We start from the raw sequence: 18,564 nt of genomic DNA on the forward strand, positions 1-18,564 counted from the left end.
GACGCCCTTTCGATCAGATCCGTCCGGTGCCGGAGGCAGGCGAACCGTACCTGCTCGCGGCCCCGGGCGGACACGCCCCACGACAGCCCTCAGTCCTGCTTCTCACCGCTCGCGAAACGGGAGATCACCAGCGCGACGATGATGATCGCGCCGTTCAGGAACTGGTTCCACAGCGCGGGCACCCCGCCCAGCGTCATGACATTGACGACGAGTTGAAGCGTCAGTACGCCGGTGAGCGCCCCGAAGAGCGTGCCGCGGCCGCCCTTGAGGCTGATCCCGCCGATCACGGCCGCGGCGAACACCTGGAAGATCCAGCCGTTGCCCTGGGTGGCCGCGACCGAGCCGTAGTGGCCGGTGTAGAGGATGCCCGCGAAGGCCGCCAGCAGACCGCCGATCGCCAGCACGATCCAGGTGATCCGGTCGACCCGGATGCCCGCCGCCCGGGCCGCCTCCGGGTTGCCGCCGATCGCGTACAGCGCGCGTCCGTGGCGCAGATAGGCCAGTGCCGCACCGCCGATCGCGAACAGCGCCAGACAGATCCACACCGCGGCGGGCGCGCCCAGCCAGTCGGTCTTGCCGAGGTAGCGGAAGGACTCCGGCACGTCGGTGATCGACTTGCCCTCGGTGATACCGATGTGGAGGCCGCGGAGCATCGTGAGCATGCCCAGGGTGGCGATGAAGCCGTTGACCCGCAGCTTCAGCATCAGGAAGCCGTTGACCGTGCCGATCGCCATGCCCACCAGCAGACAGAGGGGGATGGCCGTCCAGACGGGCAGCAGTTCCAGCCCCAGGAAGCGTCCGCCCTCGCTCGGCAGCACCAGCCACATGGCGACGACCGGAGCGATGCCGATCGTGGACTCCAGGGAGAGGTCCATCCGGCCGCAGATGAGGATCAGTGCCTGGCCGAGCACCAGCAGGCTCAATTCGGAGGACTGCTGGACGACGCTGATGAGGTTGTTGGAGGTGAGGAAGACCGGCGAGACGATGAACCCGATCACCATCAGCACCAGGATCACCGGCACGAGCGAGAAGTCGCTCCACCGGATCAGCCGCAGCCGGCTCGCCGGGCTGTCGCTCTTCGTCCCCTCGGCCGTGAGCGGCCGCATCGTCCCGGTCATTCCTGCTCCCCCACACCTTCCATGGCGGCCACCAGTTCGCGGTCCGTCCACCCGCTGCCGAACGTCGCGACCACCCGCCCGTGAAAGAGGGCGAGCACCCGGTCGCAGACCCGCAGATCGTCCAGCTCGTCCGAGATGATGACGGCCGCGCTGCCTTCGTCGGCCACCCGGCGCACCACGCCGAGCAGCGCGTCCTTGGACTTCACGTCCACGCCCGCGGTGGGCCGCAGGGCGACCAGCGCACTGGGCCGGCGGGCCAGCGCCCTCGCCACCACCACCTTCTGCTGGTTGCCGCCGGAGAGCCCGGAGACGGGCTGCTCCGGCCCCTGTGTCTTGATGTCGAGTGAGGCGATCATGGACTGGGCGAATTCCCTTGTACGAGAGGGCAGTACGGTGCCCCACGGGCCGAGCTGGTCGGTGACGGTGAGTGTGGCGTTCTCCGCGACGCTGCGGTCCACGACGAGTCCCTGGCGATGACGGTCCTCGGGGATGTAGCCGATCCCGGCGTCGAGCGCGTGCGGCACGCTGCCGGGCTTCACCTCACGGCCGCGTACGGTGATGCGCCCGCCACTGGCCTTGCGCATACCGACGAGGATCTCGCCGAGTGCGGTGTTGCCGCTGGCCGCGGCGCCCGCCAGACCGAGCACCTCACCCGGTCGCACCTCGAGGTCCAGCGGCTCGAACTCGCCCTCCAGGGTGAGCCCTTCGGTACGCAGCACGGGTTCCTCGGTGCGCACGGGCCCGACGGGCGCATGCCACTGCGAGGTGCCGCTGATCGAGTCGCCGGTCATCGCGGCGACGAGGTCGTCCTTGGCGAGTTCGGCGACCGGCGCGGTGACGACATGGCGGGCGTCGCGGTAGACGGTGACGGTGGTGCACAGTTCGTACACCTCCTGCAGATGATGGGAGATGAACAGGAACGCCACTCCCTGGCTCTGGAGCTCCCGCAGCTTGGCGAACAGCCGCTGGATGCCGCGGGCGTCCAGCTGCGCGGTCGGCTCGTCGAGGATGATCAGCCGGGCACCGAAGGAGAGGGCTCTCGCGATTTCCACGAACTGCCGCTGCTCGACGGCGAGATCCTTGGCCCGGGCCATCGGGTCGACGCTCACGCCGTACCCGGCGAGCAGTTCCTCGGCGCGCCGCCGCAGCTGCCGCCAGCTGATGAAGCGGCTGCCGGCGTCGAACCGGTTGAGGAAGAGGTTCTCGGCGACGGTCAGGTCGGGCACGACCATCGACTTCTGGTAGACGCAGGCGACCTTGGACTGCCAGGCCGCCGTGTCCCCGAAGGCGGGTGCGGGCTCCCCGTCGAAGGTGACGGATCCCGCGTCGGGCTTGTGCAGGCCGGTGAGGACGCTGACGAGGGTGGACTTGCCCGCGCCGTTGCGCCCGACGAGTGCGTGGGACTCGCCGGGCGCGACGGTGAGCCGTACGCCGTCGAGCGCGACGGTGGGCCCGAAGCGCTTGACGATCCCTTCCGCGTGCACTGCGGCGGGTGCGTGTGCGGAGTGTGCGGCGTGTGGCATGACTAGCTCTTCTTCTCCAGCTGGTTGGCCCACAGCTTGGGGTCGTCCACGTTGTCCTTGGTGACCAGTGGCGCGGGGAGCTGGTCCTCGAAGCCGCCCGGGATCTTGATGATGGTGGAGCCGTGGTCGGTGGGACCCTCCTTGAAGGTCTTGCCGTCCAGCGCGGCCTTGGCGTAGAAGAGCGCGTACTTGGCGTACAGGTCGGCGGGCTGGGAGACGGTCGCGTCGATCTTCCCGGCCTTGATGGCGTCCAGCTCTTCCGGGATGCCGTCGTTGGAGATGATCGTGATGTGGCCCGGCGTGCCGGGCGGCTTCAGCAGCTTCTTCTGCTCCAGGAGCGCGAGCGTGGGCTGCAGGAAGACACCGCCGGCCTGCATGTAGATGCCGTTGATGTCGGGGTGCGCGGCGAGGGTGGACTGGAGCTTGGCGGAGGCGACGTCGCCCTTCCAGTCGGTGGCGAGCTCGAAGACCTTGATGCCGGGGAACTTCGTGTCCATGCAGGACTTGAAGGCCTCGGAGCGGTCGCGCCCGTTGATCGAGGACAGGTCGCCCTGGAACTCGACGACCTTGCCCTTGCCCTTCAGCTGCTCACCGAGGTACTGGCAGGCCTTCTCGCCGTACGCCCGGTTGTCGGCCCGCACCACCATGTAGACGTTGCCCTTGTCGGGCCGGGTGTCCACGCTGACGACCGGGATCTTCTTCTCCTCCAGGGTCCTCAGCGACTCGGCTATCGCCCCGGTGTCCTGAGGCGCCATCACGACGGCCTTGGCGCCCTGGTCGGTGAACGTCTGGACATTGGCGACGAGTTTGCCGATGTCGTTCTGCGAGTTGGTCAGGGACAGCGCGTCGACCTCGCCGGCCTTCACGCCCTTCTCGACGTACTGCTGGTAGGAGTTCCAGAAGTCGCTGTCGCTGCGCGGCAGATCGATGCCCACCTTGCCGTCCGCGGCTCCGCTGCCGGAGTCCCGGTTGCAGCCCGCGAGGGCCGTCACGGCGAGCAGCACCGCGCAGGCCGCGGCACTTGTCGTACGCACTCTCATTGGTCCCGTCCTTCGGTGGTGTCGGCTCAGGTGGTGCTGGGCGTGCTGGGCGTGCTGGGGTGTTTCCGGGTCTGCTGTGTGCTCAGGTCGCGGGGCGCAGGCGCAGGCCCTGCATCCCGCCGTCGACGGCCAGGGCCGTGCCGGTGACGGCGGCCGCGGCGGGGCTCGCGAGATAGGCGATGGCGGCCGCCACCTCGTCGGCGGCGACCAGCCGGCCGGTGGGCTGTCGGGCTTCCAGGGCGGCGCGTTCCGCCGCCGGGTCGTCCGCCTGGTCGAGCAGCCGGCCGATCCAGGGGGTGTCGGCCGTGCCGGGGTTCACGCAGTTGACACGGATGCCCTCGCGGACGTGGTCGGCCGCCATGGCCAGGGTGAGCGAGAGCACCGCGCCCTTGCTGGCGCTGTAGAGGGCCCGCTGGGGAAGGCCCGCGGTGGCGGCGATGGAGCAGGTGTGGGTGAGGGAGACGCAGCCGGGGCGGGCTGCTGCTGCCGCGCGCAGATGCGGGAGGGCGTGCCGGGCGACGCGCACCATGCCGAGCACGTTGATGTCGAGGACGCGCCGCCACTCGTCGTCGGGGTTGTCGGCGACCGTACCGACGGCGCCGATGCCCGCGTTGGAGACGACGGTGTGCAGGGCTCCGAACTCGGCGGCCGCCCGGTCGACGGCGGCGCCCACCGCCGCGTCGTCGGTGACGTCCGCCGTGACGCCGAGAGCGCCGTCGGGGGTGCCCGCGAGGTCACGGTCGAGCACGGCCACCCGCGCGCCCCGGGTGAGCAGTTGCCTTGTCACGGCCGCACCGATGCCCGACGCCCCGCCGGTCACCAGGGCGCAGAGCCCCTCGAAGTCCCTGACGACCGTCATGAGTTGACCTCCTCGATGGTGCGGCGGGCCTGCCAGACGGGCCCCTCCGGATAGCGGTGGGCGGCCATGGACTGAGGGAGCATGCGGGCGGAGAACCCGGGGGCCCGCGGTGCGACATAGCGTCCGGCGTCGATCTGGGCGGGGTCGGCGAAGTGCTCGTGGAGGTGGTCGACGTACTCGATGACGCGGTCCTCCCAGCTGCCGGAGACGGCGACGTAGTCGAACATCGCGAGGTGCTGGACGAGTTCGCACAGACCCACCCCGCCGGCGTGCGGGCAGACCGGGACGCCGTACTTGGCCGCGAGCAGCAGGATCGCCAGGTTCTCGTTCACTCCGGCGACGCGTGCCGCGTCGATCTGGACGAAGTCGACGGCCCCTGCCTGGAGCAGTTGCTTGAACACCACACGGTTGGCGACGTGTTCGCCGGTGGCGACCTTGACCGGCTGCCCGGCGCGTACGGCGGCGTGGCCGAGGATGTCGTCGGGGCTGGTGGGTTCCTCGATCCAGTGCGGCTCGTAGGGCGCGAGCGCCGTCATCCAGCGCACCGCGTCCGCGACGTCCCAGCGCTGGTTGGCGTCCACGGCGATGCGGACGGAGGGACCGACGGCGGCGCGTGCGAGCTTCAGCCGCCGGATGTCGTCCTCCAGGTCCCCGCCGACCTTCAGCTTGATCTGGCCGAAGCCGTCGGCGACGGCTTCCTTGGCGAGGCGGACGAGCTTCTCGTCGGAGTAGCCGAGCCAGCCGGGCGAGGTGGTGTACGCGGGGTAGCCCTGGCGGCGCAGCCGCGCGGTCCGTTCGGCACGGCCGGGTTCGGCAGCGCGCAGGATGGCCAGCGCCTCGTCGGGGGTGAGGACGTCCGTGAGATAGCGGAAGTCGACGAGGGAGACGAGCTCCTCGGGTGTCATCGAGGCGAGGAACTCCCACACCGGCAGGCCCGCGGTCCTGGCCGCCAGGTCCCAGGCGGCGTTGACGACCGCTCCCGCCGCCATGTGCATCACGCCCTTCTCGGGGCCGAGCCAGCGCAGTTGGGAGTCGTGGGTCAGTTCGATGTGCAGATCCGCCAGGTCGGAGGCGGTACGGGGCGCGGGCCGGCCGATCACGTACGGGCGCAGGGCTTCGATGGCGGCGGCGGTGACATCGTTGCCGCGGCCGATGGTGAAGCAGAATCCGTGCCCTTCCGACCCGTCCTCGGAGCGCATCACCAGGTAGGCAGCGGAGTAGTCGGGGTCCGGGTTCATGGCGTCGGAGCCGTCGAGCTGTTCCGAGGTGGGAAAGCGGATGTCGTGAACCTCGAACTCCGTGACGGTCTGACTCATGCACGCACCCCCGGGGAAGAACATCGGACCTCTCTTGGTCATCCGATGTATAGCGTCGCCGACGCGCCACCGTCCAGGCCCGTGACGAAATTTCTCGGACACAGCTCGGATGAATCGAGGGCCGGACGCCCTTTCGGGCAAACCGTTGCCCCGGGGCGCCGAAGTTCACCCGCCCGTGCCGGGGGGCTGCGGCCCGGGACCTCGTAAGCCGTAAGGTTGGGGCGTACGAAAGGGAACTTCGGAAGGAGGCACTGGGTGATCGAGCTCGAGGCGGTTCCCGAGCTGATCGACCCGGTCATGGTGGCCGCGTTCGAGGGCTGGAACGACGCCGGCGACGCTGCCTCCACCGCGGTCGCACATCTGGACCGGGAATGGAAGGGCGAGGTGTTCGCGGCGCTCGACGCCGAGGACTACTACGACTTCCAGGTCAACCGGCCCACGGTGTGGCTGGACGGCGGAGTACGGAAGATCACCTGGCCCACCACCCGGCTCTCCGTGGTCCGTATCGGCGGCGACAAGCCGCGCGACCTGGTTCTGGTCCGCGGCATCGAGCCGTCCATGCGCTGGCGCTCGTTCTGCAACGAGATCCTGGGCTTCGCCCATGAGCTGGGCGTCGAGATGGTGGTGATCCTGGGCGCGCTGCTCGGCGACACCCCGCACACCCGGCCGGTGCCGGTCAGCGGCATCACCTCGGACCCGGACCTGGCCAGAACCATGGACCTGGAGGAGACCAGGTACGAGGGACCGACCGGCATCGTCGGCATCCTCCAGGAGGCGTGCACGCACGCGGGTGTACCGGCGGTGAGCCTGTGGGCCGCGGTGCCGCACTACGTGTCGCAGCCGCCCAACCCCAAGGCGACGCTGGCCCTGCTCAACCGGCTCGAGGACCTGATCGGTCTGCGTATCCCGCTCGGTGAACTGGCCGAGGACGCCCGGGCCTGGCAGCTCGGTGTGGACCAACTGGCCGCCGAGGACAGCGAAGTGGCGGAGTACGTCCAGACGCTGGAGGAGGCGCGCGACACCGCGGAGCTTCCCGAGGCGTCCGGCGAGGCGATCGCCCGCGAATTCGAACGGTATCTGCGGCGACGGGACGGCGGTCCGGGCGGTCTCGGCCCCGGGGCCGGTCCGGGTCATGCGACCGAGGGCGGAGACAGCGGTTCCTACCTGCGCGACCCGGGCGGGCGTACGCGGCCACCGAAGCCCCCGCGCGCGGAGCCGGAGAGCGAGGCGTCCGGCGAGTCCGACGCGGATGGCGACGAGCCGGAGTCCTCGGAGGACTGACCGGCGGGCCGTCGCCCAGGCCCGCGGGCCTGGGCGACCCAGGGCAGAGGTCCGGGGCGGCGCTCACCGAGCGCCGCCCCGGACGTGTTCACTGCTCCGTGCTCAGCGTTCCGTGCTCAGCGTTCCGCGCTCAACGTCCGACCCGGTCCACCGCGACCACGTCGTACGTGGTGTCCGGGGTCGGCTGGGCCACGTCGAAGCGGGCGTTGGGCAGATAGATCCTGTCGCGCCACCCGGCAGCCGTCGTGGGGACCTTGAAGTCCGGGTCGGTGATCCTGGCGATCACCCGGCCGCCGGTCCCCGACTCGTTCAGCTTCAGGACCGCGATCGTGTTCAGCCGGTTCTGTACGACGTGGAGCAGGCGGCCGAGCAGCAACAGCCCGTCGGCGTTGGGCAGCGGGATCCCGCCGACGTCCACGCGGCGCGCCACGCCCGTGCGGGGGTCGACACGCATCAGGGAGCCGCCGCCCACCGCCTGATTGACCATCAGCAGCGCCCGGCCGTCCGGGGTGCGGGAGATGCCGTTGGCCGTGAGCGCGGTGCCCTGCACCCAGTCACCGCCGAGCGGCACCGTGGTGATCGCGTCGCCCGGCTCGTCGCGCGGGCCGAGCGGCAGCCGGTAGAGATTCGGCTTGAAGGAATCGGTGAAGTAGGCCGCCCCCGGCGTGAGCACCACATCGTTGACCATGGTGCCCTCCGATCCGACACCGAAGGTCCGGAGCAGCGTCCCTCTGCGGGCGTCGGCGATCCGGATCTCCCGGCTCACACCGCCGCACAGGAACAGCAGCCGTTCCCGTCGGTCGATCTTGAGCCCGATCACCGGATGCGCGGCGCCGAGGCCCTGGCTGACGATCCGTCCGCGTCCGGTGGCGAGGTCGGCGCGGTAGACGGAACCGGTCGCGATGGAGCCGATCCAGGCATACGGACCGGCCCCGATCGTGATGCCCTCGGGCCGGAAGCCGTTCGGCAGGGGGAAGGTCTCGGGCCACGGCCGGCCGGCGTGTTCGGCGGCGCGGGCCGGGCCGGCGAGGGGGCTGAGGAGAGCCGCGCCACCCAGCGCGGCTGCGGTTCGGAGAACTCTTCTTCGTGCGAAGGAGCGGGTCATCGTGCGTCCTTCCGACAAGTGTTCTGCAGAGGTCTCCACCTCAGCACAGAGCCGCCCCACGACGCAGGAGCGCGGCGGAAATGCGGACGGGCGCGTTCAGGTCGGGGACCTGAACGCGCCCGTGGGGCGGAAGTGCCGGATGCGGCGGAAACGCCGTACTACAGCGCGACGCCCAGCAGGGCGTCGACCGTGCGGGAGACGAGCCCGGGCGCGCCCTCGTCCGTACCGCCCTCGGAGCGCTGACGCTCGGCCCAGCGGTCGACGGCCCTCAGCGCGGCGGGGGCGTCGAGGTCGTCGGCGAGTGCCTCGCGGATCTCCTCGACGAGCGTGTCCGCGGACGGCCCGTCGGGCCGGGACACGGCGGCCCGCCAGCGGTCCAGCCGCTCCACGGCGTCCCGCAGGACCTGGTCGGTCCACTCCCAGTCGGCGCGGTAGTGGTGGGCGAGCAGGGCCAGCCGTATGGCGGCCGGGTCGACACCGTCGCGGCGCAGCTTGGAGACGAAGACCAGGTTGCCCTTGGACTTCGACATCTTCTCGCCGTCGAGCGCCACCATGCCCGCGTGCACATAGGCCTGGGCGTAGGGGTGTTCGCCGGTGAGCGCCTGGGCGTGGGAGGCGCCCATCTCATGGTGCGGGAAGGCGAGATCGGAACCGCCGCCCTGCACGTCGAAGCCCATGCCGAGGTGGTCCAGGGCGATCGCGACGCACTCGATGTGCCAGCCGGGCCGGCCGCGGCCGAGGCTGCCGCCGTCCCAACTCGGCTCGCCCTCACGGGCGGCCATCCACAGCATCGGGTCGAGAGGGTTCTTCTTACCGGGGCGGTCCGGGTCGCCGCCGCGCTCCGCGGAGAGCAGCCGCATGGCTTCGGCGTCGAGGTGCGACACCTCGCCGAAGTGCGGGTCGGCCTCGACCGAGAAGTAGGTGTCGCCCTCGAGCTCGTAGGCGGCGCCCGCGTCGCGCAGACGCTCGACGAGCGGGACGATGCCCGGTATCGCCTCGACGGCTCCGACGTAGTGGCGCGGCGGAAGCATCCGCAGGGCGGTCATGTCCTCGCGGAACAGCGCGGTCTCGCGCTCGGCGAGCTCGGTCCAGTCCTGCCCGTCGCGGACGGCGCGCTCCAGGAGAGGGTCGTCCACGTCAGTGACGTTCTGGACGTAGTGAACCTGCCGCTTGGTGTCGAGCCACACGCGCTGAACGAGGTCGAACGCGTTGTAGGTCGCCGCGTGACCGATGTGGGTCGCGTCGTACGGCGTGATGCCGCAGACGTAGATACGGGCGACGGGACCGGGGGTGAGAGTCACCAAACCGCTGGTCGTGGAGTCGTGGATCCGGAGGTCGCGGCCCTTGCCGGGCAGGGCGGGGACCTCAGAAGCGGGCCAGGCATGCATGTCATGAGCCTAACCGGACGGGAGTTCCACATACGAACCGGATCACGCAGGTCGACCGGTTCCCGCGGTCCTTCAGGACCCGGCGGACCACGGCCGCGGACGGCCGGCCTTGGTGGGCGGCCTCAGACCGGCGGCCACGGGATGGCAGGCCACTCCCCCGACGGCACCGGATGTCTGCCCGACGCGATCAGAGCCGCCACCCTCGCCCGTACGGAATCGACCTCCGCCGCCGTCAGCAGTTCCGCCAGCCGGGTGACCAGCGGCCCCCCGTCGGCCAGGGCGGGTGCCAGGGCGGTGAGGGCCTCCAGGGCCTCGGGCGCCAAGGGCTCGCCCGCCCAACCCCACAGCAGGGTGCGCAGCTTGTCGTCCACGTTGAACGTGACGCCGTGGTCGATCGCGTACAGCACGCCGTCGGCCGTCGGCAGCAGATGCCCGCCCTTGCGGTCCCCGTTGTTGATCACCGCGTCCAGCACGGCCAGGCGTCGCAGCCGCTCGTCGTCCGCGTGGACCAGCAGCGCGGTGCGCCCCTCGCCGACGTCGGCGAAGCCGACCGCCTTCCAGCCGTCCCCCGGCTCCTCCTCCTCGACGAGCGCGAGCAGGGCGGCGGCGGGGTCCGCCTCGATCCAGAGCTGGACCATGCCCTGCCCGTACGGGCCGTCCCGCAGGACCGTGGGCGGTACGAGGGTCCATCCCAGCGCCTGGGAGATCTCGTAGGCGGCCACCTCGCGCTGCGCCAGCGTGCCGTCGGGGAAATCCCACAGGGGCCGCTCACCGGCGACCGGCTTGTAGACGCAGGACGCCGTTTCTCCCTCGTAGGAGACGGAGCAGAACAGCACCGCGTTGGACGCCTCACGGACCCGGCCGCGCACGGTCAGCTCACCCTTGGTGAGCAGGTCGAGTGCGGTCACGCTCCGCGGCGGTATCCGTTCTGGCGCGGACATACGTGTCCCTCCGGGTCGAGCGGCAGACTGCACAGCGGGCACGGCGGCCGGCCGGCGTTCACCACGTCCAGCGCGCGCTTGGCGAAGGCCCTGGCCTGCGCCCCGGACAGCCGGACGCGCAGCATCGGCGGACCGTTCTCCTCGTCCTGGAGCAGCCGCTCCTCGGCCTCCGCGAGGTCCTCCTCGGAGTCCGCGTCGAGTTCGACCAGCGCCTGGGCCTCGACGATCATGCGCTGTTCCTCGCCGTCCCAGGCGAGCGCCATCGTGCCGACCCGGAACTCCTCCTCGACGGGGGCGTCCAGCGGCGCGGTGTCCGAGACGTCCGCGGGGGCCATGGCCGGCACCGGGGCATTGCCCCCGGTACGGCGTACGACCTCGTCGAGCAGCTCATCGATCCGCTCGGCGAGCGCGGCGACCTGGGTCTTCTCCAGTGCCACGCTCGTGGTGCGCCCTGCGGCCGAGGCCTGCAGGAAGAACGTACGGCGTCCAGGCAGCCCGACCGTACCGGCCACGAACCGGTCCGGCGGGTCGTAGAGGAACACCTGACGGGACACGTTCTGTCTCCCTCGAGAACTCGGAAACGATCGGGGTGGGCGGACGGTGCGCGGGCACACGGGTTTTCGGCCCGTCCACCCTACTGCTCCGGGCGATCACGGGGCGCCCGCGCCGCCTCCTACAACCGCGCTCCCGTCTCCGGCGTTCCCGCGCGGTGCCAGCGAGCCGAAATCGCCTGTGTCACCGAGACGCAGAAGAAACGGCCTGGTACGGGTGTAACGGATCGCTGTCACGGAACACGGTTCCACATGGATCCGCTGGAAAAGATCGAGATGCATGCCGAGCGCGTCCGCGACCAGCGCCTTGATGATGTCTCCGTGAGAGCACATCACATAGGTGGCGTCCTCGCCGTGCGCCTCGGCGACACGCGCGTTCCAGTCGCGCACCGCGTCGACGGCCCGTGCCTGCATGGCCCGCATCGACTCACCGCCCGGAAAGACCGCCGCCGAGGGGTGCTGTTGCACGACCTCCATGAGCGGCTCGTCGGCGAGCTCCTTGAGCTTGCGGCCCGACCAGTCGCCGTAGTGGCACTCGCCGATCCGCTCGTCGGTCCGGAGCTCGAGGCCGGGGCGTGCGTCCAGCAGCGGCCGGAGCGTCTGCTCACAGCGTTCCAGGGGGCTGCTGACGGCCGCGGCGAGCGGTACGTCGGCGATACGGGCGGGCAGCGCGGCCGCCTGCGCGGAGCCGCGTTCGTCGAGATGGACGCCGGGGGTCCAGCCGGCGAGCACCCCAGCGGTGTTGGCGGTGGAGCGGCCGTGGCGTACGAGGATCAGCGTGACCATGAGCGCCAGCCTAGGCGGACTGCGGCCAGAGGGTGCGCCGGGGCGGCTCGCACGGAAGAATACGCGCCGTGATCGTGGACTGCGCCATCTACCGGGAAGGGCGCCGCACCGAGGGCCCCAAGGACTTCTCCGACGCACTGGACGAGGCCCGGATCATCGGGGACGCCTTTGTCTGGATCGGCGTGCACGAGCCCACGGAGGAGGAGTTCGACCTCGTCAGCAGCGAGTTCGGGCTGCATCCGCTGGCGGTGGAGGACGCGCTGAAGGCCCATCAGCGGCCCAAGCTCGAGGTGTACGACGACTCGCTGTTCATGGTCCTCAAGCCGGTGGTCTACGAGCCGGAGAGCGACTCCGTCGGCACCAGCGAGCTCATGATCTTCATCGGCGACTCGTTCGTGGTGACGGTCCGGCACGGCGAGGGCGCCCCGCTGCACGACGTGCGGGAGCGGCTGGAGGCCGATCCCGACGTGCTGAAGCACGGCCCCACCGCGGTGCTGTACGCCATCAGCGACGCCGTCGTCGACCACTACATCGAGGTGGCCGCCGAGCTCCAGGTGGACCTGGAGGAGATGGAGACCGAGGTCTTCGCGCCGACCGGCAAACCGGCCGGCAAGGAGGCCGGGTCCTCCGGATCGGCCATCTCTCCCCCGACCGCGGCCCGGATCTACACCTTCAAGCGTCAGGTGCTGGAGTTCCGGCGGGCGGCCGCGCCGCTGGCGGCGCCCATGGCCCGGCTGGCGAGCGCGGGGGTGCCCTTCGTGGAGAAACGCTCGCAGCCCTTCTTCCGCGACGTCAGCGACCATCTGACGCGCGCCAACGAGCAGGTGGAGGGGCTCGACCGGCTGCTGTCGGACGTGCTGGCGGCCCATCTCGCGCAGACCAGCGTGCGCCAGAACGACGACATGCGGAAGATCTCGGCCTGGGCGGCGATGGCGGCGGTGCCCACCATGGTCGCGGGCATCTACGGCATGAACTTCGAGCACATGCCGGAGCTGGGCTGGACCTGGGGGTATCCGGCCGTCATCGCCCTGATGGCGGGCGCGGTGGTCGGGCTGTTCCGGCTGTTCAAGCGCCGCGGCTGGCTGTAGCGGCGCTCGACAGGCGAGGTGTGTCCCCGGAGTGTGTGCTCCCGGCGGGCGGAGGGCTGTCAGTAGGCGGGCGCGACGGTGGGCGGTCCGTCGAGAGCGCCCCGTCGCGTCGGCATCCGCAGGCTGACCATGGTGTGCCAGCCGCCGAACCGCTCGTAGGCGTACATGCCGTGGATGCCCGCGGCGAGCGCGGCGGACTTGGCCCGGGGCCAGTGCAGCAGCCGCCCCATGTGCCCCATCACGGCGAGGCTGACGTCGCGGTACACCGCGATCTCGGCGAGGGCGCTCTGGCGCAGGACGCCGTGGATGGTGCGGCCGTGGCCCTCGGCGGCGAGGCGGAGCAGTTCCTCGTGACAGTACGCCAGGTGGTTGTCCTCGTCATCGCAGATCATCCGGATCGCCTTGCCGAGCTCCGGATGGTCCCCGAAGTACTTGACCAGCATCTCCATCTGATCGGCCGCGCGTTGCTCGGTGACCCGGCTGTGCGAGAGGTAGACGACGATGTCCTCCTCGTCAAGGGGCTCGTCGCGGCGCAGCTTCTCGTGGGTGAGGCCGATGCCCCGCTGTTCGAGCAGCATCGTGTAGTCGGTCTCGGGCGGGACGGGGACGGCTTCGAGCCCGCGCTTCTTCAGCAGGGCCCGGAAGATCCTGCCGTGCTTGTCCTCGTCGGCGCCGTGCCGGGCGATCTTCGGCGCGAGGGCACGCATGCTGTCGGGTACGAGGGCGGCGATACGGGCGTTCTCCCAGCCTCCCTGGGCCTCGCCGCTGGCGGCGATGGAGCAGAAGAGCTGGAAGGAGTCGTCGTTGTCGATGATTTCCTGGAAAAGGCTCCGAGCCGAGAGCATCACTGCCACCTCCTGAAGGTGTCCGCAAAGAACGAGTCAAATGCGGTACGGGAGGCGAGGCAACAGCTAGGTCGCGCAACTGCGCCGAACGGAGGACACGCGGGCCCGCAAGAAGAGGGAGTAACCACGGCGGCCTGTTCGGCGTTGTGTGTACGACGGCCGTGGCGGGGAAGACCCCCGAGCCCCCACCACGGCCGCAGAACTTCTCTCCCGGGCCCTCTGGGTCCTGGGTCCTGCAAAGCGACTACGCCCTAGGCTAGGCCCGCGCGCTCCAGGGCCTCGGTGCCCGCCCGGAGCGCGGTGATCCGCTCGTCGAGCGTGAAGCCGGCCGGTGCGAGGGTCAGCGTGGTGACGCCGGCCTCGTTGTACGCCTGCATCCGCTCGGCGATCCGCTCCACCGACCCGAGCAGCGTGGTGGAGTCGATCAGCTGGTGCGGCACGGCCGCGGCCGCGCCCTGCTTGTCGCCGGACAGGTACTTGTCCTGGATCTCCGCGGCTTCCTTCTCGTAGCCCATGCGCTGCGCGAGCTGGTTGTAGAAGTTCTGCTTGCGGCTGCCCATGCCACCGACGTACAGCGCGGTGTAGGGACGGAACATGTCGGCGAGGCCGTTGACGTCGTCGCCGACCGCCAGCGGGAGGGTCGGGCAGACGTCGAAGCCCTCCATGGTCTTGCCGGCCTTCTCACGGCCCGCGCGCAGATGGCGGATCGCCGTCTCCTCGAGGTGGTCCGCGGAGGGGAAGATCAGCAGCGCGCCGTCCGCGATCTCACCGGTCTGCTCCAGGTTCTTGGGGCCGATCGCGGCGATGTAGAGCGGGATGTGCTCGCGCTTGGGGTGGACCGTGAGCTTGATCGGCTTGCCCGGTCCGTCGGGCAGCGGCAGGGTCCAGTGCTCGCCCTCGAAGGACAGACGCTCGCGGGACATGGCCCGGCGGACGATCTCGACGTACTCACGGGTGCGGGCCAGCGGCTTGTCGAACTTCACGCCGTACCAGCCCTCGGAGACCTGAGGGCCGGAGACGCCGAGGCCGAGACGGAAGCGGCCGTCGGAGAGGGAGTCGAGGGTGGCGGCGGTCATGGCCGTCATGGCGGGCTGGCGGGCCGGGATCTGCATGATCGCGGAGCCGACGTCGATGCGCTCGGTCTGGGCGGCGACCCAGGTGAGGACCGTGGGCGCGTCAGAGCCGTACGCCTCGGCGGCCCAGCAGACGTCGTAGCCGAGCCTGTCGGCCTCCTTGGCGACGGCGAGGTTGTCGCCGTCCATCCCCGCGCCCCAGTAGCCGAGGTTGATGCCGAGCCGCATAACCGCTCCCTCTTACTGATCAGTAACGTCCCTGTTCCGGGGGACTCTAGCGCGGGTCCCCGCGATCCGTCAGGGGGAGGTTGTCCACAGGCTCTCTCAGGGTGGGCCCATGGCCAGTAATCTCAGCGCCCATGGAACAGAGGCATCTCGGCCGGACCGGCCTGCGTGTGTCCCGTATAGGGCTGGGCACCCTCACCTGGGGCCGGGACACCGACGAGCACGACGCCGCCGACCAGTTGAAGGCGTTCTGGGAGGCGGGCGGGACGCTGGTCGACACCGCCGATGTGTACGGCGGCGGGGATGCCGAATATCTGCTGGGGCAGTTGGTCGAGCGGCTCGTGCCCCGGCGCGATCTCGTGATCGCGACGAAGGCGGGGAGCGTTCCCGACCCGGACCGCCGCTTCGACGGCTCGCGCGGACATCTGCTCGCGGCGCTGGACGACTCGCTCCAGCGGCTCGGCACGGACTACGTCGACCTGTGGCAGATACACGCCTTCGACCCCCAAACACCGCTCGACGAGACGCTTCAGGCCCTGGACATCGCGGTGAGCAGCGGGCGGGCGCGGTACGCGGGTGTGTCGAACTTCTGCGGCTGGCAGCTGGCGAAGGCGGCGACCTGGCAACTGTCGGCGCCGGGCATGAGGACTCGTCTGGCGAGCACGCAGATGGAGTACTCACTGCTGCAGCGAGGGGTCGAACGGGAGGTTCTGCCGGCGGCGCTCGACCTGGGTGTGGGGCTGCTGCCGTCGTCACCGCTCGGCCGGGGCGTGCTGACCGGGAAGTACCGGCATGCGACCCCCGCGGACTCCCGTGGCGCATCGGAGCAGTTGGCGCCGTTCGTCGAGCCGTATCTCGACGAGGCGGCCGACAGCATCGTGGACGCGGTCGTGACGGCGGCCGACGGTCTGGCGGTGACGGCGCTCCAGGTGGCGCTCGCGTGGGTGAGGGACCGGCCGGGAGTGGTCGCCCCGATCATCGGCGCGCGCAACGCGCAGCAGCTCACGGCCGCATTGTCAGTGGAGACGCTTACGCTTCCTGACGAGATCTGCCAGGCGCTCGACGATGTGTCGGCGCCCGTGCACCGCTATCCCGACCAGGACTGGAGCACGCTGTGACCGCGCCTTCCGAGGGGCCGCAGCCCCCCACAGCCGCTGAGGAGCAGGCCGGGCCCCCGGCCGAGGACCGCACCGCCCAGACGGCCGCGGACGACACCGCTGCGGACGGCGAGACCGCGGACGGCGCCACTGCCGACGGCGAGCCCGCGGACGGTGGGGCGGAGGCCGAGAGCGCGTCCGAGGACGGGCAGCCCGCATCGGGTACCGCCGAGACCGGCGCCCCCGGCACCACCGACGGCGAGGAGGCCGCCAAGCTGTCCGAGGCCGAGGCCGAGCTCGCCGCACAGCGGGAGTTGCGGGCCCGCATCGAGCAGCGGAAGGCCGAGAAGGAAGGGCCCATCGAGAGTGGCACCAAGCTGAGCGGTCAGACGGCGGATCTGCTGGCGGCGGTCCGTGCCGTGGAGAGCGGCGAGAAGCCGAGCGGCGCGTTCTTCGACTCCCCTCGTTCCGGCGAGGCTTCCGCCGCCGCCACGGCTCCCCGGCGCCCGGCCCCCGGCCCGACCGAGCCGGTCCGGCCGCAGGTCCCGGGGCCGCAGACCGGCCGCCGGGCCGCCGCACCGGAGACGGTGGAGGCGGTCAGGTCCGTGCTCGTCGAGGGCGGTGCGCCCGAGACGCTCACGGCACAGGTGGCGGACTCGCTCGGGGAGCAGGCCGCCGGGATGCTGCGGGAGAACCCCTGGCAGCTGCTGTCGGTCCCCGGCGTACGGCCCGAGCAGGCCGACGGGTTCGCGCGGGCGCTGCTCGGCGACGAGTGCGGCCCGGGCGACGAGCGGCGGACGGCCGCCCTCGTCACCTGGCAGCTGGAGCGGGCCGCGCTGCTGGGGCACACCGCGCTGGAGTCCTCGGCGGTGCGCAGCGCACTGGCCGAGCGTTCCGTGCCCGACCCCGACGAGGCCCTCCAGCAGGTCATCGCCGAGGGCGCGGTCCTGGTGTTCCAGGACGGCCTGCCGCAGGAGGGCACGGCCGACGGCGAGGCGGAGGCCGAGGCCGCGCCGGGCGATGAGGCCGCGGAGCAGACCGTGCCGGTGCTGCTCGGCCTCGACCGGTACGCACTGGCGGAGGAAAGTCTCGCGGACAGCCTGGCCCGGCTGGCCAAGACCGGCGCCGACGCCCGGTGGGAGGCGGCCGAGCCGACGGATCTGGTGCGGGCGGTGGCGGCCGGCGGTCTGGTGACCCACACCGGCGGCGAGGCGTCCAGGGCCGAGCCGGCCGGGCTCGCCGAGGCGGCGACGGCGCTCGGGCTGCGGGCCGTGGTCGCGGTCCACAGCGAGGACGGCGGCCGACGGCTCGGCGGAGCGGTCACCGTCTCCGGGCTGCTCGCGGGGACAGAGGGCCCGGGCCGCGACCGGGACGGCGCGTTCGCCCTGGACCTGCTGGTCGTTCTGGACGCTCCGCAGCTGGACGTCGAGACCGCGGCGATGCTGGTCGAGTCGATGCCGGACGGCGGGCGGCTGGTCCTCAGCGGGGACCCCGGACTGCTCGCTTCGGCGGGCGCCGGGCGGGTGTTCGGTGATCTGCTCGCCGCCCGCGTCTGCCCGCAGATCGCCTCGCGGACCCCGGACCCGGGCCCCATCGGGGAGCTGGTCTCGGGCATCGGCATCGGCGAGCTGAGCCAGGTGGAGGCGCCCGGCAAGGAGGTGGTCATCGTGCCGGTGCGCGACGCCGGCGAGGCCGTCCACCGCACCGTGCAGCTCGTCGCCGACTCGGTGCCGCGCGCCATCGGGGTGCCACCCGCCGACACCCAGGTGATCACGGTGGGCCACGGCGGCGCGGCGGGCACCCGGGCGCTCAACGCGGCGCTGAAGCAGCGGCTGAACCCGGGCCCGGGACGGTTCGGCGGCTTCGACCCCGGTGACCGCGTCGCGTACGTCCCCTCCCCCGGCCGTACCCGCCCGGGCACGGTGGTCTCGGCGGACACCGAGGGGCTCCATCTCGACTGTGCGGGCGCGGCGGTGGTCGTACCGAAGGAGCAGGTCGAGTCAGCGGTGCGCCACGGCTGGGCGATGACCGCGCACCAGGCGACCGGGATGCGCTGGCCCGCGGCCGTCGTGGTGCTGCCCGGGGATGCCGCCCAGGGCCTGAGCAGGCCGTGGGTCTACACCGCCTTCAGCCGCGGCGAGCGCCATCTGTCCGTGGTGCACGGCGTGGACCAGGCGCTGCCGCGCGCGGTGGCGGAGATCCCGACACAGGAGCGGACGACGCGGCTGCGGCCCCTGCTGGAAGGGCTGCTCGCCCCCACTCCCTGAGCGCTCGTGCCGAGGCCCCCTGCCGCAGGACCTTCTCGTCCGCGACAGGGGGCCTCGTACG

General features: G+C 71.3%; 16 protein-coding genes. 4 read left to right on the forward strand and 12 right to left on the reverse strand.

Annotated features, from left to right (window positions below; all coding sequences use genetic code 11):
• Positions 1–89: 89 nt before the first annotated feature.
• The 5 genes from ACQPWZ_RS07035 to ACQPWZ_RS07055 form a co-directional block, all read right to left on the reverse strand.
• Complete coding sequence (locus ACQPWZ_RS07035) at positions 90–1,118, reverse strand: ABC transporter permease (protein ID WP_383244929.1); 1,029 nt, start codon at positions 1,116–1,118, stop codon at positions 90–92.
• The gene (locus tag ACQPWZ_RS07040) at positions 1,115–2,641 is read right to left on the reverse strand and encodes a sugar ABC transporter ATP-binding protein (protein ID WP_433570909.1); all 1,527 of its coding nucleotides are present in this window, start codon (positions 2,639–2,641) and stop codon (positions 1,115–1,117) included. Before ACQPWZ_RS07040 ends, ACQPWZ_RS07035 begins: the two co-directional genes overlap by 4 nt.
• A gap of 2 nt (positions 2,642–2,643) precedes the next feature.
• The gene (locus ACQPWZ_RS07045) at positions 2,644–3,681 is read right to left on the reverse strand and encodes a sugar ABC transporter substrate-binding protein (RefSeq protein WP_340472224.1); all 1,038 of its coding nucleotides are present in this window, start codon (positions 3,679–3,681) and stop codon (positions 2,644–2,646) included.
• A gap of 82 nt (positions 3,682–3,763) precedes the next feature.
• Positions 3,764–4,540 carry an SDR family NAD(P)-dependent oxidoreductase gene (locus ACQPWZ_RS07050; protein ID WP_340472225.1) on the reverse strand — a complete coding sequence of 259 codons (777 nt, stop codon included), beginning with the start codon at positions 4,538–4,540 and terminating at the stop codon, positions 3,764–3,766.
• Complete coding sequence (locus ACQPWZ_RS07055) at positions 4,537–5,856, reverse strand: enolase C-terminal domain-like protein (RefSeq protein ID WP_340472226.1); 1,320 nt, start codon at positions 5,854–5,856, stop codon at positions 4,537–4,539. Before ACQPWZ_RS07055 ends, ACQPWZ_RS07050 begins: the two co-directional genes overlap by 4 nt.
• Positions 5,857–6,111: 255 nt before the next feature.
• On the opposite strand from ACQPWZ_RS07055, the gene ACQPWZ_RS07060 reads away from it, so the two are divergent.
• Positions 6,112–7,137: a PAC2 family protein gene (locus ACQPWZ_RS07060; protein WP_340472227.1), complete on the forward strand. Its 1,026-nt coding sequence runs from the start codon at positions 6,112–6,114 to the stop codon at positions 7,135–7,137.
• A 130-nt stretch (positions 7,138–7,267) separates the two neighbouring features.
• Here ACQPWZ_RS07060 and ACQPWZ_RS07065 read toward each other — a convergent pair whose 3' ends face one another.
• The 5 genes from ACQPWZ_RS07065 to ACQPWZ_RS07085 form a co-directional block, all read right to left on the reverse strand.
• On the reverse strand, positions 7,268–8,242 hold the full coding sequence (locus tag ACQPWZ_RS07065; RefSeq protein ID WP_433570910.1) for a superoxide dismutase: 975 nt from the start codon (positions 8,240–8,242) through the stop codon (positions 7,268–7,270).
• Between the two features lie 158 nt (positions 8,243–8,400).
• Positions 8,401–9,630, reverse strand: a complete 1,230-nt coding sequence (gene mshC, locus ACQPWZ_RS07070; protein WP_383242039.1) for a cysteine--1-D-myo-inosityl 2-amino-2-deoxy-alpha-D-glucopyranoside ligase — start codon at positions 9,628–9,630, stop codon at positions 8,401–8,403.
• Positions 9,631–9,752: 122 nt separating this feature from the next.
• Positions 9,753–10,571: an SCO1664 family protein gene (locus tag ACQPWZ_RS07075; RefSeq protein ID WP_433570911.1), complete on the reverse strand. Its 819-nt coding sequence runs from the start codon at positions 10,569–10,571 to the stop codon at positions 9,753–9,755.
• A complete protein-coding gene (locus ACQPWZ_RS07080) occupies positions 10,535–11,125 on the reverse strand; it encodes a DUF3090 domain-containing protein (RefSeq protein WP_340472232.1) in 591 nt (196 codons plus the stop codon). The genes ACQPWZ_RS07075 and ACQPWZ_RS07080 overlap by 37 nt, the downstream gene beginning before the upstream one ends.
• A 96-nt stretch (positions 11,126–11,221) precedes the next feature.
• Positions 11,222–11,908: a histidine phosphatase family protein gene (locus ACQPWZ_RS07085; protein ID WP_356704940.1), complete on the reverse strand. Its 687-nt coding sequence runs from the start codon at positions 11,906–11,908 to the stop codon at positions 11,222–11,224.
• A gap of 59 nt (positions 11,909–11,967) precedes the next feature.
• Here ACQPWZ_RS07085 and corA point away from each other — a divergent pair, with 59 nt between their 5' ends.
• The gene (corA, locus tag ACQPWZ_RS07090; protein ID WP_340477763.1) at positions 11,968–12,996 is read left to right on the forward strand and encodes a magnesium/cobalt transporter CorA; all 1,029 of its coding nucleotides are present in this window, start codon (positions 11,968–11,970) and stop codon (positions 12,994–12,996) included.
• Between the two features lie 59 nt (positions 12,997–13,055).
• On the opposite strand, the gene ACQPWZ_RS07095 is transcribed toward corA, so the two are convergent.
• Positions 13,056–13,841 carry a ferritin-like domain-containing protein gene (locus tag ACQPWZ_RS07095; protein WP_340472234.1) on the reverse strand — a complete coding sequence of 262 codons (786 nt, stop codon included), beginning with the start codon at positions 13,839–13,841 and terminating at the stop codon, positions 13,056–13,058.
• A 251-nt stretch (positions 13,842–14,092) separates the two neighbouring features.
• Positions 14,093–15,142, reverse strand: coding sequence for an LLM class F420-dependent oxidoreductase (locus tag ACQPWZ_RS07100; protein ID WP_340472235.1), 1,050 nt, complete (start codon positions 15,140–15,142; stop codon positions 14,093–14,095).
• Positions 15,143–15,273: 131 nt separating this feature from the next.
• Between ACQPWZ_RS07100 and ACQPWZ_RS07105 the strand changes: the two genes are divergently transcribed.
• Positions 15,274–16,257, forward strand: a complete 984-nt coding sequence (locus ACQPWZ_RS07105) for an aldo/keto reductase (RefSeq protein WP_340472236.1) — start codon at positions 15,274–15,276, stop codon at positions 16,255–16,257.
• Entirely contained in the window at positions 16,254–18,503 is a 2,250-nt protein-coding gene (locus ACQPWZ_RS07110; RefSeq protein WP_433570912.1) for a helix-hairpin-helix domain-containing protein, read from the forward strand. Before ACQPWZ_RS07105 ends, ACQPWZ_RS07110 begins: the two co-directional genes overlap by 4 nt.
• The last annotated feature ends 61 nt before the right edge of the window (positions 18,504–18,564 follow it).

Source organism: Streptomyces sp. CA-251247, from assembly GCF_050952975.1.
Lineage (GTDB): Bacteria > Actinomycetota > Actinomycetes > Streptomycetales > Streptomycetaceae > Streptomyces > Streptomyces achmelvichensis.

What these genes read in the sequence shown, in the direction of transcription:
- ACQPWZ_RS07040 (WP_433570909.1), bottom strand. Translation starts at nt 2,641, where the DNA reads ATGCCACACGCCGCACACTCCGCACACGCACCCGCCGCAGTGCACGCG.
- ACQPWZ_RS07075 (WP_433570911.1), bottom strand. Translation starts at nt 10,571, where the DNA reads ATGTCCGCGCCAGAACGGATACCGCCGCGGAGCGTGACCGCACTCGAC.
- ACQPWZ_RS07050 (WP_340472225.1), bottom strand. Translation starts at nt 4,540, where the DNA reads ATGACGGTCGTCAGGGACTTCGAGGGGCTCTGCGCCCTGGTGACCGGC.
- ACQPWZ_RS07065 (WP_433570910.1), bottom strand. Translation starts at nt 8,242, where the DNA reads ATGACCCGCTCCTTCGCACGAAGAAGAGTTCTCCGAACCGCAGCCGCG.
- mshC (WP_383242039.1), bottom strand. Translation starts at nt 9,630, where the DNA reads ATGCATGCCTGGCCCGCTTCTGAGGTCCCCGCCCTGCCCGGCAAGGGC.
- ACQPWZ_RS07100 (WP_340472235.1), bottom strand. Translation starts at nt 15,142, where the DNA reads ATGCGGCTCGGCATCAACCTCGGCTACTGGGGCGCGGGGATGGACGGC.
- ACQPWZ_RS07085 (WP_356704940.1), bottom strand. Translation starts at nt 11,908, where the DNA reads ATGGTCACGCTGATCCTCGTACGCCACGGCCGCTCCACCGCCAACACC.
- ACQPWZ_RS07045 (WP_340472224.1), bottom strand. Translation starts at nt 3,681, where the DNA reads ATGAGAGTGCGTACGACAAGTGCCGCGGCCTGCGCGGTGCTGCTCGCC.
- ACQPWZ_RS07035 (WP_383244929.1), bottom strand. Translation starts at nt 1,118, where the DNA reads ATGACCGGGACGATGCGGCCGCTCACGGCCGAGGGGACGAAGAGCGAC.
- ACQPWZ_RS07105 (WP_340472236.1), top strand. Translation starts at nt 15,274, where the DNA reads ATGGAACAGAGGCATCTCGGCCGGACCGGCCTGCGTGTGTCCCGTATA.
- ACQPWZ_RS07095 (WP_340472234.1), bottom strand. Translation starts at nt 13,841, where the DNA reads ATGCTCTCGGCTCGGAGCCTTTTCCAGGAAATCATCGACAACGACGAC.
- ACQPWZ_RS07055 (WP_340472226.1), bottom strand. Translation starts at nt 5,856, where the DNA reads ATGAGTCAGACCGTCACGGAGTTCGAGGTTCACGACATCCGCTTTCCC.